The organism is Marinococcus salis, from assembly GCF_054971365.1.
Map to the genome: position 1 here is coordinate 174555 of NZ_JBQOJB010000005.1, position 12906 is coordinate 187460.

The following is a 12906-nucleotide window of genomic DNA, read 5'->3' on the forward strand; positions in this document are numbered from 1 at the left end:
TGTTTTATTGTATAACTGTTCTCAATGAAAAGGACCGTAGAGGGCTGGGGTTTATTACTATGAGCTACTGTCTTTTTCTAATGGCACAGCTTTTATAACAGTTAATAAACCGATCATCACTATAACTAATAAAACGAAATTGCAAATAAAGGTCAGCCAAAAATCTTCAACTACAGTGGTTATTAAAGCAGATAACGAAATAGCGGCAGCGATTATCACAAAAGTCCAATTCTGTGTGCTCCGGGAAAGAAGGTAGCCATGCCCACAGCAAGGACAGGCTATTTTCTCATTCAGCTGCTTAAATAGAAATTTTTTGATTGGTATTATTTTTTTGCAATAATTACATCTTCTATTTTCTTTCATCTTTATTCTCCTTATGCCTCCTCATCTTCCTCGAGCGGTACAAATGCTACATATTCGACTATGGTGGAATTCACTTCTCCCTGACTATTTTTTTCAACGAGCAGCAGTTCCTGCCCCATACGGCCGCCTACGGGCACCATCATTTTTCCGGGAGCTGCCAGCTGCGCCACTAAGGAATCCGGCACAGTTTCAGCTGCCGCTGTCACCATAATGCGGTCGTAAGGCGCATGCTCTGCCCATCCTTTGCTCCCGTCGCCCAGCCGGAAATTAATGTTCGCAAACCCTGCTTCCTTAAGACGCGTCTGGGCCCTTTCCTGCAGCGGCGGGATTCGTTCGACCGTATAGACATGGTCTGAAAATGCTGCTAATAGTGCCGTCTGGTAGCCGGAACCGGTGCCAATCTCAAGAACCCGGGAGGACGGATTCACGTCCAGCTCCAGCGTCATTTTTAACACGAGTGACGGCTGGGAAATCGTTTGTCCGTGCCCAATCGATAAAGCCTGGTCCCAATTAGCAAGGGGCTTGTCTGTATCCATATAAAAGCTGCGATCCATGGTCCGAAAATAGTTTCTTATCTCTTTATCCCTATCATTTTTCGACATAAGCCTTCTCCTTTCTTATTATTTTCCGAATGCTGGCTATTTAGAGTTTTGCTATTAATATTCTTTTCCCGTCTCTTTTCTTTTCCATTCCTTTCCCTTGAAAAAATCGAATGAACCAAGCATACTTTTAGACAAATAGGGTTATTCGTACTACGATTACTCTATACTCGCAATGAGGCGAAATGAAGGAGGCACTCTTAAATGGCTATTGTACACGTATCAGACCAGGATTTTTCCCAACAAATTTCCGAAGGGGTCGTTCTAACTGACTTTTGGGCACCTTGGTGCGGACCCTGCAAAATGATTGCTCCGGTTCTCGAAGAAATTAACGAAGAAATCGGCGATAACGTCAAAATTGCTAAATTAAACGTGGATGAAAATCAGGAAACTGCCGGTAAATACGGTGTTATGAGCATCCCGACGCTCATGATTTTCAAGGACGGCGAAATGGTAGAACAAATCGTCGGCTTCCAGCCAAAGGATCAGCTCCAGGGTCTGCTTGAAAAACACATGTAATTTTTCTTTATTAAAAATCCCACGCTCACAGCGAGCGCGGGGTTTTTTCTTTTACTTATAGTGCTCCCATTCCTTTTCCTGGATCGCTTCATTCTTTCTTTGGCTTTTTCTTCCCCACCAGGATACAAGCAACGGGCCGGAAATATTATGCCAGACGGAGAAAACAGCGCTCGGAAGCGCAGCGAGCGGCGTGAAGTGGACCGTAGCCAGCTGGGTGCCAAGTCCCGAATTTTGCATTCCGACTTCAATTGACACCGCCCGGCGTTTTGTTTCATCCAGGCCAACCATTTTCGCCGTGCCGTAGCCGAGAGCCAACCCAAAGCTATTATGGAGCACTACTGCCACAAAGACTAACAACCCTGTCGCAGCAATATTTTCCTGATTTGCTCCAACAACTCCAGCTACAATAGCAATAATGGCTGTCATAGATACAACCGGAAGTACCTGGACGCTTTTTTCCACGGTTTGTGGAAACAGTTGTTTAATAAATAAACCAAGGGCAATAGGTATGATAATCACCTGAAAAATGGATAAAAACATTGCCAGAGGATCCACCGGCAGCCACTCATCGGCAAGCACTAAAAGAGCAAGCGGTGTCAGAAGCGGCGCAAGCAGTGTCGAGACGGTCGTCATAGCAACCGATACCGGAAGATCCCCTTTCGCGAGATACACCATAACGTTTGATGCCGTTCCGCCCGGACACGCGCCTACAAGAACGAGACCTGCCGCTATTTCGGGCGGAAGCTGCAGAATAAGGGCAATAATAAAGGCCGCAAGCGGCATGATCACAAACTGCGCAATGACCCCGGTCAGTACTGGAAGGGGCTTTTTTGCCACAATGCGGAAATCGGACAGGTTCAGCGTAAGTCCCATTCCAAACATTATGATTCCAAGTAAAATAGTTATGTATCCAGTAATCCCTACAAATACATCCGGCAGCAGATAAGCAATAAATGCAACAATTAAAACAAAAACAGCAAAATATTTATTTACGAATATATTCAGGCTGTTCATTCTCCCACTCCTTTATTTTCTCTAAATTATGAAATATTTAGCATTTTAACGCTATTGTATTTATATTTCAATGCTTTAACGGGAAAAAGAAAGTGGACAGCTTTGTTTTCTTTTATATATTACTTCATTGAATCTGGCTCTTATTAAAAGCCATCTGTTTGAAATTGAGAATCTTTGGGCACGTTTTGCCAACACATTTATACTATAATGGAAAGAAATTTGTTAGGAGGCGGTTAAGTATGTGGTGGTGGAATTTCAATCATGATGGCCCGGCTTTCGAGTCTTTTGGCATCGACCAGTTAATGGTGTGGCTCTGTCTTGCACTCGCCTGCTTCAGCATAATTCTTTTTCAAAAATACCTCCGCCGCTCGCCCTTAGCCAGCCAGACAATTAAGTGGCTCATTGTTTTCATTTTCCTGCTCGGCCAGCTGTCTCTGCAGCTTTTTTATATTACCAACGGCATCTGGGATCCACGTTTTTCGCTGCCGCTTAAGGTCAGCGACCTGGCCTGGATAGCGGTCGTTATTATGCTTATAACCGGCAGCCGTTTTTGGACTGCCTTCGCGTTTTATGCCGGTACCTCCAGTGCTTTACTTACTATAGTATTTCCAGATATAGAAAGGTACGGTTTTCCTCATTTCCGATTTCTTCACTTTTTTATTACGCATGCACTGATTGTCGTGGGAGTTGCTTATCAGGTGGTTGTACGGCGCGTCTTTATCTCTTTTCGTTCTTTGTTTACCGTTTGGGGAGCTCTGAACGTTGCTGCTGCTTTGGTATTTTTGGTAAATCTCTATTTCGGCGGCAACTACATGTATTTAATGGAAAAGCCGGCATCTCCTTCGCCATATGATTTCTTTGGTCCATGGCCGTACTATTTACTCACGCTTCAAGCAATTGCCATGTATTTAATGGAAAAGCCGGCATCTCCTTCGCCATATGATTTCTTTGGTCCATGGCCGTACTATTTACTCACGCTTCAAGCAATTGCATTGGCTGCATTTGTATGCCTGTATGCAGCCTACCGCTTCATCCTGAAGAAATTTCTGCTTTTTTAATTTTCTTGTGCTTAAAACGAAGACATCCCACTCCACTCCTGCAGCCGGTAACGCCAATAAAGAAGATGGGAACTATTTTTATACTTTCTGTAATCCAGCGTATGTGTGCCATCGGAATTATTCCACAACCGTTGATAATAATTTCGCACTTCTTCTACAGCCTCCGAGTTCGCACTTCTTCTACAGCCTCCGAGTCATTACTGCCGGTAATAACCATATCGGTTTCTAAATTGTAATTGTCCAAATTTCTTCTCGTCATATTCGCCGAGCCGCCAATTACTACTGTCTCCTGCTCTTTTTCCATCATCATCATTTTGGCATGATATTGTACTTCCTGAGCATGATACCACCGGATATTAATATGGCCATTTGATTTCTCCACGAGCTCGTAAGCTGCCGGCTGATTAGGAATGCCTATTTTTTCGTTCCCAAAAGCCTCTTCATTAATATCCAAAATAATATTAATGTGGGCTCCCCGGCCTGCCGCGTCGATGAGTGCTTCAATGACATCACGGTCCGCTAAATAAAACATCCCCATGCGTAATTTTTCTCCCGGGGAGAGGTCGTGGATTTCCCTCAGCACACGCTCTTTGATTTTACGTTCCGTTAAAAGCTGCACTTTATACTCTCCAGTGCCCTGGGGCACCTCCACTTTAGAGATAAAAGAGTCAAATCTTTCTCCTGAACGGCCTGCCATTTCCGCTACCGCTTTTTCCGTTTTCAACAAATCCTTCAGTACAGCGCCCCTGACTTCAAATCCTGTGTTCGCATGATACCCACTGGCATCATGAGGATTCGCTGAAGTGACCATGCCTGCCTTCTCTGTAATCAGCGTTTTCCGGTGATTGGCTTTAAAATTTAAAATTTCTAAATAAGAATGAATTGTCACATCCGGAGCATCGCTGCTGAAGAAGTTAGGAAGCCACCCTCTTCGATGGTTGTCGAACCACTGCACAAAGGTCCGGTAAAACCACGAGTATATCGGATTCGAATCTCTTAGAGCAGTCAGTTCTGTGAAAATAACTTCAATACCGTTTTCTTCGAACCGCTGAAAATGTTCCGGCATATAAGCTCCGTAAAAGGTGTTCACCGGATCTGTTAAAACTATTATTTCTATATTAGGATCCGATTCCTTTTTTTGGATTAAAGCTTCCGACAGACGCCTCGTCAATGGCGGAAAATCCGCTTCTGCATCCTGCTCGCTGTTAAAATAGAACATATCCATTACGATAAACTGTTCTGCTTCTTCAATGGTCTCTATTGCTTTATCGAATATTTCTTGCTCTACTATTTTTGATTCCGCAGAGGACAGGTAGGTATGGTCTTCAAGAAAACGAACATGGGCTGTGTGGTACTCTTCACCCTCATAGGAGACATTCGCAGGCAGAGGTTTATTATTTCCATAAACAGCAATCACGATGGCAGCTGAAATAATACCAAATAAAGCTGCCAGCATCCACTTCCTTCTAAGATATTCTCTTTGAAATATCTTCGGGATTTTCTTTTCCATAACAGTGCCCCTTCAATGGTTGTGTCTTTCTGCTTTTTTCTTCACCCAAAGTAACGGACGCCACTGCTCTCTCCGTTTCAAACCATCCTGATAGTGCCCTATTCCCGCTGGATTTAATTAGTAAAATTTTGATCTCATTATGCTTCACAAAATTCACCTGAATAGTCACTGAGTTATTGCAGCAAAATATGTATAATTGAAACTTATTATGATTTATTATTTTATATTACAAAATTGTTACAAGTATATTACTGTTAACCTTCAAAGGAACTACTTATTACCCTTAATATTTGAATAGAAAACATCCTATTTCAGTTCACTGCCATTTTTATACATAGTCTTTTTTACCTAAATGACAGCTTTTTTAATCTTTTATCAAATATTCAAACTATTAATAATTTATTTAGATTTTATTGCTTAAATTATTTCAATAACGCTTTCATGAAAGTATTTTTATTAAAACTATATTACAAAACTTCCACGTTATTGAATTGTTTTTCACATTCTTATAGAATTGGATTTGTAGAAAAACACATACTAAAGACTCACAAAAATACATTTAGGAGGTGCAGCTTCACTTCGCTTTATCCATCAATCTGTCTGCCATTTACACTTATAAAATCTAGTATTCCCATCGAAAAACTTATCATTATACTCCTACATATATAAGACAGCGGATAGCAAATGCAAGTGAACATACATAATGAAAAAATATTTATTTGGAACAGCAGTAACAGCAGGAGTACTATTCGCAGGCCCCCAGGCTGCGGATGCAGCAATCAATGACCATGGTTCTTTATCCTACGGGGACGTAAATTCTTCTGTAAATGACCTTCAGGAAGCATTAAAAGAAGAGGGGTATTTTGAAGGATACACCGGCTCCCGCTTCGGCCCTAAAACATTGCAGGCTGTAAAAGATTTCCAATCAGCAGAAGGAATTTCATCACCAGCCGGTAACTATTATGGAGTAGCAGGACCTTCGACCCAGAGCGCGCTAATGGATATAATTGGCTCTAGTTCATCCTCAAACACCTCGGGCAGTTCGGGCTCCACTTCCATTGGAAGCCATGGCTCTTTGTCCTACGGTGATGTGAATTCTTCCGTAAACGCCCTGCAAAAGAAATTAAAGGAGCATGGCTTTTTCGAAGGGTACACCGGCTCCCGCTTTGGTCCTAAAACGCTCCAGGCTGTTAAGGATTTTCAGTCAGCAACAGGCATCTCTTCTCCGGCTGGAAACTACTACGGTGTAGCAGGACCGTCCACGCAGAGCGCCCTGATGGATTACAACGGGTCTTCTTCAAACGATGATGAACTGGTAGGAGGCCTCTCCACTGGCACTGGCTCAGACATTGTCAGCACTGCGAAGCAGTATTTGGGAACCCCTTATGTTTGGGGCGGCGAGTCGCCAAGCGGTTTCGATTGCAGTGGATTTGTTAATTACGTATTTGATAAACACGGCAAGAGCATGCCTCGTACTGTGGCATCTATTTACCGTGCAAGCACAAAAGTATCCAGCCCGTCCGTAGGAGACATTGTTTTCTTTGATACAAGAGGCGGCGCTTCTCACGCTGGTATTTATATGGGAGATAACAAATTCATTCACGCAGGTGCTTCCACCGGCGTTACTATCTCAAGCATGAACAGTTCCTACTGGGCTCCGCGTTACATGGGAGCAGGCGAAATTTAAACAATCTCAGCAAAAAAGCCAGGAGCTCCTCTAATGAGGACTGCTGGCTTCTTCTGTATTTTCGCTTCCGGTTTATTTACAAGTAATGTTCGAGCGCATAGGCGACACCGTTTTCTATATAGCTTTTGGTCACATGATCCCCGGCCTCTATCACTTCTTCCACCGCGTTTCCCATGGCAATGCTTGTACCGGCAACATCAAACATGGATAAATCATTCAAATTGTCTCCAATCGCCGCTGTATTTTCGAGCGGCACGCCCATTTCTTCAGCCATACGCCGCAGCGCATATCCTTTGCTGACGCTTTGATGCGCGATCTCAAGCTTTGTAATGCCAGAGGAGGTCAAAGAGACATCTGTACGCGGCTCCAGCCGCTCCCGAAGCTCTTTTAATTTTTTCTGATCGAAGGACAACACGAATATTTTATAAATTTCTGCAGTTGCCGGATCCACATCCCGGTAGTCTTTCATATAGCCCGTGCCGTGCTGGGCATATTGGATGCCCATTTCTTCCTCTGACCATGCTTCTGTTACTTCTCCGCCTTCTTCCTGTATCTTCTGCACTTCTGTCCTGAGCCTGTCTTTGCCGCCTTCAAGCAGTATAACTCCCTGATTCGTATATATCTCGTAATACCATCCTTCATTTTCAAGCTCGGGAAGCAATTCATTGGTGATCCCTTCTGGCATAACGAGCTGGTCAATACTCTCTCCATCTTGATAGGTCCAGGCCCCGTTTCCGACCATCATCGGACAGTCCAGGCCAGCAAGTTTTAAAATATCTTCCGTATCCTGCAGTGATCTTCCTGAGCAGACGGCTACTATATCTCCTTTTTTCTGTGCGGCCTTTATCGCTTTTACATTTTCTGAACTAATGGAACGATCTTTTTTAATAAGTGTTCCGTCTAAATCAACAGCTATTAGCTTCATTTCTGGTTTCCTCCTATGGTAGTAACGATATGAACCTTACTTATTTACTTTTATCATAAACTTTTGCCGATGTCGCGAATAAATTTCCAGCAGGAGCCCATGAATATGCTATTCCAAGTTATATAACCTGTGGAAGTATGTTTTAATAAAAGAAAGACCTTCATAGAAACGGGGAATTGCAATGAACCAGGCAGCGGACACTTATTGGAAACATTTTTGGCAGCAGCGAAACGAAGCCCCTCCCGAACAGGTAACAGCATGGTCCTTTGGCGTGGACCCCGACGAGCTTGCTGAGCTCGTCGTTTCCGGCGTCAAAACGGCTACATGTTCTGCTTACATGTTCTATGAGATAGAAAACGAACCTCTCCCTTCTATAGGAGATTACAGCATCATTTTAAACAAAGCTGGCGACCCTGTGTGTATTATTCAAACCACCAGTGTCAAAATTATGCCGATGAACGAAGTCCCTGAAGAATTTGCCGAAGCTGAGGGGGAAGGCGACCGTTCATACGAATATTGGTGGAATGCGCACGAACAATTTTTCACGGAAGCACTCGAAGAAGTTGGGGAAATATTCCGGGAGGATATGACAGTCGTCTGTGAACGGTTCGAAGTAGTGAAATAAGGAAGGCTCTATGAAAAAGAAGCTGCCTGCAAGCAGCCTCTTTTTCTATTCTACCGGTTGTAATTTATACACTTCTCTTGAAACAACAAGGTCCTCTGTATTTTTGCGGTAGGCCTGGTAATGTTCGGTCTGAATATGCTGTTGAACAGCTTCTTCATCTTCCCACTTTTCTGAAAAGATAAATACTCCGTCCTGCGCCTCCGATTCATACAAAACATATTCAATGCATCCCGCTTCTTCCCGCGACGGAGGCAGGGCCTTCTTAAGCTCTGTTTTTAAAGCTTCTTCTTTTCCGGGCTCTGCCTGCAAAAATGCTTTAATGGTTACAGTCATTCATCTTCCTCCTTTATAAATTAATTATACGGCGTTACGTTCTTTTAATGCACGCTTCACGATTCCACATAATAAAGCAGCCATAGACAGAAAAAATTCACTTCTTTGCTTACTTTGGCATATCCATACAGTAGAATAAGGAACAACAGCAATTATTGAGGCGGGGTGATCAGCAGTGTACGAGAAATTACAGTCTCTTACAACGGCAGAACAGGCGGAATATATTACCGAATACCTGGTGGAATGGAACAGCGTGAATGCTTCAGATGGGGAGGTGTCTATTGCCCGGGAGTTGCACCGCATTCTGCAGACCTTTCCTTATTTTCAGCAGTATCCGGACCGTACCTGGATAGAACCGATTCCCGGAGACCCTCACGGACGCCAGAATGTGTTTGCCTTTATCAAAGGACCCTCCTCTTCAGCTCAAACGGTTCTTTATCATTCCCATATCGATACCGTAGGAATTGAAGATTATGGAAATATTAAGCATCTGGCCTGCTCTCCGAAAGAACTGCTTTCTTATTTTCAAAGCTACGCCAATGACCTTGAAGCGCAGGCAGATGCAAAAAGCGGAGACTGGATGTTCGGACGCGGATCCGTGGATATGAAAAGCGGTATCGCCGTGCATTTAGTAAATCTGCTTTATTTTTCTGAGCATACCGAGGAGCTTAATGGCAATATTCTGCTTTTATTAAATCCAGATGAAGAAAGCGAGCACTGCGGCCTTATCGGCGCCCTTCCTGTTCTTCGTGATTTGAAGCGTTCCCACGACCTTCAGTACCTTCTCGCGATTAATAACGACTTTATCGCTCCTCTATACGAAGGAGATACAACAAAATACATTTATACAGGGACTGCCGGAAAACTGCTGTCTGCCTTTTTTGTCTTTGGGCGTGAAGTCCATGTTGGCGATACGCTTGCTGGTGTAGATCCTAACTTCGTTGCTGCCAAACTGACAGAACGTATTCACAATAATTATGATTTAACCGAACATATCCCTGGAGAGCTGATTCTTCCTCCTACTTGTCTGTATCAGCGCGATACAAAAGAAAGCTATACTGTTCAGACCGCTTCAGGAAGCCGGCTTTATTTCAATTACTTTTTATACGAAACCACCGCCGAGCAGGTGACCGGACAAATGCTTCAGGCAGCGCGCCAAGCAGCGGAAGAAGCAGAGCAGTACTTTGCTGCTCAATATGACAGATACATTGAGGTTACCGGCATGCCTCCGAAAAATATTTCCTGGGAAATAGACGTTAAAACATATGAACACTACCGCCTTGAGCTCGAACAAAAGGGCCTTGATACACAAACAGCCATTCAAAAAAGGCTTTCTGAAACCACCGGCATGGATCTCCGGCTTCGAAGCTTTGAATTAGTGCATGCCCTGCGTGAGCTTGATCCGGATAAAACACCGCAGATCATTTTCTTTTACGCTCCTCCATTTCTCCCCCACAATTATTTAACGGAGAACAACCGCCGGCACCGGAAGATGAAGGCCTCCCTTTCTGCCATCCTGCAGGAAGCCTCGGCCGTTACCAAGGAAACATTTGAGATGCGTAACTTCTTTCCCTATTTGTCCGACGGCAGCTTTTTATCTATCCAGGAGTCGGATGCAGAGCTGCAGCCGCTTCTGAAAAATTTACCCGAGGGGGAGACACTTTATCCTGTACCGGTAGATGCGATAAAACAACTGAACATCTCCTCCATTAACATGGGTGTGTACGGAAAGGATGGCCATAAATGGACCGAGCGGGTCTACAAGCCTTATTCCTTTCACGTGCTTCCCCGCTTAATTCGCAACACCACTACTCGTGTCCTGCATGAGTACGCCGCTGTAAAAGAATAAAAGTGGTGCTGTTTAATAACGCAATTGAGAAGAAATACCGCCTCCTGCTTTGCAGTATGATGAGTGTATAAAGAGGCGAAAAGTAATGGCCCAAATCCAAAAAATCACGCCCAGCCTTTGGTTCAGTTATAATGCTGAGGAAGCGGCATACTTCTATACCGGTATTTTTCCTGAATCCAAAGTGAAACGAACAGCCTATTACGGAAAAGAAGGCCGTGACATTCACGGTATGCCCGAAGGCACCGTTCTGACAATTGAATTCGATTTGGCCGGCCAGGAATTTGTCGCTTTAAACGGTGGGAACCAGCCATTTACCTTTGATGAGTCGATTTCATTTATCGTCAGCTGCATCGACCAGGAGGAAGTGGATTACTACTGGGCACACCTTTCTGCCGGAGGAGACGAAAAGGCGCAGGTGTGTGGGTGGTTGAAGGACAAATACGGCGTTTCCTGGCAGGTCGTCCCTGAAGTACTAAGCAGGTACTTGACCGATGCTGACCCTGCCAAAGCTGCAAATGTAATGAAGGTAATGCTTCAGATGAAAAAATAGATATTTCCGCTTTGCAAAAGGCTTATGAAAATGCATAAAAGCACCGGGAGTTTAAAATCCGGTGCTTTTTTTGCAAATGTTAAATCTTGAATGAGCGTACGGACCGCCCAAGCTCCTCTGCCATGTGAGCAAGGGTGTTCGATGCAGAGGATATCTCTTCCATCGAAGCATTCTGCTCTTCAGAGGAAGCTGCGACACTTTGTGTATGCTCCGTGGACTGATCGGCAATGTCAGCGACAGTCTGGACAGTTTGCATCAGCGCTTCTGTCCGGTGCGTCATCTGGTCTACCGCTGCTGACGATTCTTCAAGATGGCTAGCGATATCTTTGGCCGACATTGAAATCGACTGAAAGGCTGACTCCGCCTCTCTTACCTGACGGATGCCTCCCTCCACGGCTTCTCTCCCATCCTCCATAGACGTGGCCGATTCCTCGATATCTCCCTGGATATCCTTAATCAGTGAACCAATCTGGCTTGCAGAACTGCCGGACTGTTCCGCAAGCTTTCGAACTTCCTCAGCCACCACCGCAAAGCCCTGACCGCTTTCTCCGGCGCGCGCAGCTTCAATAGCTGCGTTTAACGCGAGCAAATTGGTCTGGTTGGCGATATTGGTAATTAACGAAATAATATCGTTGATCTGCCCGGATTTGTTCTCGAGCTGATGAATAAACATGGCAGTATGGTTTGTTTTATCCTGAATCAATGACATCTGGCCAAGCGTCTTCTGAATAACCTGCGAACCGTTTTCTGCCATTTCGACGTTTGCCGAAGAAGATTCATTGATTGCCTGAATATTTTTTGATATACGCTCCATTCCCCCTGAAAGGTCAGCAACTAGTGATTTTGTTTCTCCCATGCTTCGGGCCTGATTTTCTGCTCCGCTCGACACCTCCTGCACTGCCCGGGCTACTTCATCAGCCGCTGAGCTTGTTTCCTCCGCACTCGCACTGAATTGTTCGGAGGAGGCCGCGACCTGCTCGGACGTATCCAGAATCTGCTTTATCAATGCGTTCAGGCTTTCCCGCATTTGATTGTATCCCGCTGTTAGACGGCCAATCTCATCTTCTGAAGGGTCAGAGAGCTCCGTGGTAAAATCCCCCTGACCAGCTGCTGTCAGAGCCTCAGTAATCCGCCCGAGCCTTCTCGACATTCTGCGTGAGAAGAAAAACACACCTCCCATCGCCGTAATACCGGCGGCCACTAGAGCAATCAAGAATGTAACCAGAGCATTCCCGGTGATTTCATCAAGTATTTCCTGCGAAGCTCCTACGTACCACATGCCAATAGGCTCTCCCGCTTCGTTGTAAATAGGTTCATAGGCTGTTTGATAGCTTGTTCCCACTACGTCTGCTTTTCCTGTATACATCGCTTCGTCCTGCAATACCGTCTCTACCACTTCATCTGAAGCCTGGGTTCCGACAGCACGTTCTCCGTCGAGCATTACGTTGGTTGTCACACGTGTATCGTTCATAAAAATTGTTACTGTGCCCCCGGTCATCTCCCCGACGAAATCAACAATTTCCGTATTTCCACTGATGGTCGTCCCTCCTTTCATCAGATTTCCATCTTCGATACGCCACTGACCGGGGTATTCACTGTTTATGTATTCATATCCTAAATTTAAATCGGAAACTGCTTTTTCCACAGCCGTTTCCTCCACACCCTTTTTTATCTGGTCAAACGTAATAAAACCAATTACAATAGAAAAACTAATCAGAACTGCAGCCATAAGCATGTTCAGCTTTGTGCCAAGCGTAAGCTTTTGTATTAACCTTTTCACCCTTCTCCTCCTTTAATCGATGTCTTACTATTACTATCGTAATAATCAGCACATGATTAATAGAAAAAATGGATTTTTATGGATTAACAGAAAA

General features: G+C 44.5%; 13 protein-coding genes. 6 read left to right on the forward strand and 7 right to left on the reverse strand.

The genetic code is table 11. The annotated features are described in order from the left end of the window. Positions 1-57 precede the first annotated feature (57 nt). Together ACTTK6_RS06950 and ACTTK6_RS06955 are read right to left on the reverse strand one after the other, a co-directional pair. Positions 58-363: a hypothetical protein gene (locus tag ACTTK6_RS06950; RefSeq protein ID WP_079475206.1), complete on the reverse strand. Its 306-nt coding sequence runs from the start codon at positions 361-363 to the stop codon at positions 58-60. Positions 364-374: 11 nt separating this feature from the next. Continuing rightward, positions 375-965, reverse strand: a complete 591-nt coding sequence (locus tag ACTTK6_RS06955) for a protein-L-isoaspartate(D-aspartate) O-methyltransferase (protein WP_462833050.1) — start codon at positions 963-965, stop codon at positions 375-377. A 201-nt stretch (positions 966-1166) separates the two neighbouring features. Here ACTTK6_RS06955 and trxA point away from each other — a divergent pair, with 201 nt between their 5' ends. Beyond that, positions 1167-1481 (forward strand): thioredoxin, encoded by a 315-nt coding sequence (gene trxA / locus ACTTK6_RS06960; protein WP_022794304.1) that lies wholly within the window; start codon positions 1167-1169, stop codon positions 1479-1481. A 51-nt stretch (positions 1482-1532) separates the two neighbouring features. On the opposite strand, the gene ACTTK6_RS06965 is transcribed toward trxA, so the two are convergent. Beyond that, positions 1533-2495 carry a bile acid:sodium symporter family protein gene (locus ACTTK6_RS06965; RefSeq protein ID WP_079475204.1) on the reverse strand — a complete coding sequence of 321 codons (963 nt, stop codon included), beginning with the start codon at positions 2493-2495 and terminating at the stop codon, positions 1533-1535. Positions 2496-2734: 239 nt separating this feature from the next. Between ACTTK6_RS06965 and ACTTK6_RS06970 the strand changes: the two genes are divergently transcribed. Continuing rightward, the gene (locus ACTTK6_RS06970; RefSeq protein ID WP_462833051.1) at positions 2735-3553 is read left to right on the forward strand and encodes a YwaF family protein; all 819 of its coding nucleotides are present in this window, start codon (positions 2735-2737) and stop codon (positions 3551-3553) included. Between the two features lie 154 nt (positions 3554-3707). Here ACTTK6_RS06970 and ACTTK6_RS06975 read toward each other — a convergent pair whose 3' ends face one another. Continuing rightward, positions 3708-5009 carry a phospholipase D family protein gene (locus tag ACTTK6_RS06975; RefSeq protein WP_462833052.1) on the reverse strand — a complete coding sequence of 434 codons (1302 nt, stop codon included), beginning with the start codon at positions 5007-5009 and terminating at the stop codon, positions 3708-3710. Between the two features lie 757 nt (positions 5010-5766). Between ACTTK6_RS06975 and ACTTK6_RS06980 the strand changes: the two genes are divergently transcribed. Further along, the gene (locus ACTTK6_RS06980) at positions 5767-6750 is read left to right on the forward strand and encodes a C40 family peptidase (protein WP_462833053.1); all 984 of its coding nucleotides are present in this window, start codon (positions 5767-5769) and stop codon (positions 6748-6750) included. Between the two features lie 76 nt (positions 6751-6826). On the opposite strand, the gene ACTTK6_RS06985 is transcribed toward ACTTK6_RS06980, so the two are convergent. Then, entirely contained in the window at positions 6827-7675 is an 849-nt protein-coding gene (locus tag ACTTK6_RS06985) for a Cof-type HAD-IIB family hydrolase (protein WP_079475200.1), read from the reverse strand. A gap of 181 nt (positions 7676-7856) precedes the next feature. Here ACTTK6_RS06985 and ACTTK6_RS06990 point away from each other — a divergent pair, with 181 nt between their 5' ends. Then, the gene (locus ACTTK6_RS06990; protein ID WP_094908288.1) at positions 7857-8300 is read left to right on the forward strand and encodes an ASCH domain-containing protein; all 444 of its coding nucleotides are present in this window, start codon (positions 7857-7859) and stop codon (positions 8298-8300) included. A gap of 45 nt (positions 8301-8345) precedes the next feature. Here the strand turns inward: ACTTK6_RS06990 and ACTTK6_RS06995 are convergent, their stop codons facing one another. Continuing rightward, on the reverse strand, positions 8346-8633 hold the full coding sequence (locus ACTTK6_RS06995; protein WP_079475198.1) for a putative quinol monooxygenase: 288 nt from the start codon (positions 8631-8633) through the stop codon (positions 8346-8348). Positions 8634-8808: 175 nt separating this feature from the next. On the opposite strand from ACTTK6_RS06995, the gene ACTTK6_RS07000 reads away from it, so the two are divergent. Next, positions 8809-10482: a M20/M25/M40 family metallo-hydrolase gene (locus tag ACTTK6_RS07000; RefSeq protein ID WP_462833054.1), complete on the forward strand. Its 1674-nt coding sequence runs from the start codon at positions 8809-8811 to the stop codon at positions 10480-10482. Between the two features lie 85 nt (positions 10483-10567). Continuing rightward, positions 10568-11032 (forward strand): VOC family protein, encoded by a 465-nt coding sequence (locus ACTTK6_RS07005; RefSeq protein WP_462833055.1) that lies wholly within the window; start codon positions 10568-10570, stop codon positions 11030-11032. A 79-nt stretch (positions 11033-11111) separates the two neighbouring features. Here the strand turns inward: ACTTK6_RS07005 and ACTTK6_RS07010 are convergent, their stop codons facing one another. Beyond that, positions 11112-12812, reverse strand: a complete 1701-nt coding sequence (locus ACTTK6_RS07010; protein ID WP_462833056.1) for a methyl-accepting chemotaxis protein — start codon at positions 12810-12812, stop codon at positions 11112-11114. Positions 12813-12906 lie beyond the last annotated feature (94 nt).

Coding starts and splice junctions, on each gene's coding strand:
- ACTTK6_RS06950 (WP_079475206.1), bottom strand. CDS start 363: ATGAAAGAAAATAGAAGATGTAATTATTGCAAAAAAATAATACCAATC.
- trxA (WP_022794304.1), top strand. CDS start 1,167: ATGGCTATTGTACACGTATCAGACCAGGATTTTTCCCAACAAATTTCC.
- ACTTK6_RS06965 (WP_079475204.1), bottom strand. CDS start 2,495: ATGAACAGCCTGAATATATTCGTAAATAAATATTTTGCTGTTTTTGTT.
- ACTTK6_RS06955 (WP_462833050.1), bottom strand. CDS start 965: ATGTCGAAAAATGATAGGGATAAAGAGATAAGAAACTATTTTCGGACC.
- ACTTK6_RS06975 (WP_462833052.1), bottom strand. CDS start 5,009: ATGCTGGCAGCTTTATTTGGTATTATTTCAGCTGCCATCGTGATTGCT.
- ACTTK6_RS06980 (WP_462833053.1), top strand. CDS start 5,767: ATGAAAAAATATTTATTTGGAACAGCAGTAACAGCAGGAGTACTATTC.
- ACTTK6_RS06970 (WP_462833051.1), top strand. CDS start 2,735: ATGTGGTGGTGGAATTTCAATCATGATGGCCCGGCTTTCGAGTCTTTT.
- ACTTK6_RS06995 (WP_079475198.1), bottom strand. CDS start 8,633: ATGACTGTAACCATTAAAGCATTTTTGCAGGCAGAGCCCGGAAAAGAA.
- ACTTK6_RS06990 (WP_094908288.1), top strand. CDS start 7,857: ATGAACCAGGCAGCGGACACTTATTGGAAACATTTTTGGCAGCAGCGA.
- ACTTK6_RS06985 (WP_079475200.1), bottom strand. CDS start 7,675: ATGAAGCTAATAGCTGTTGATTTAGACGGAACACTTATTAAAAAAGAT.
- ACTTK6_RS07005 (WP_462833055.1), top strand. CDS start 10,568: ATGGCCCAAATCCAAAAAATCACGCCCAGCCTTTGGTTCAGTTATAAT.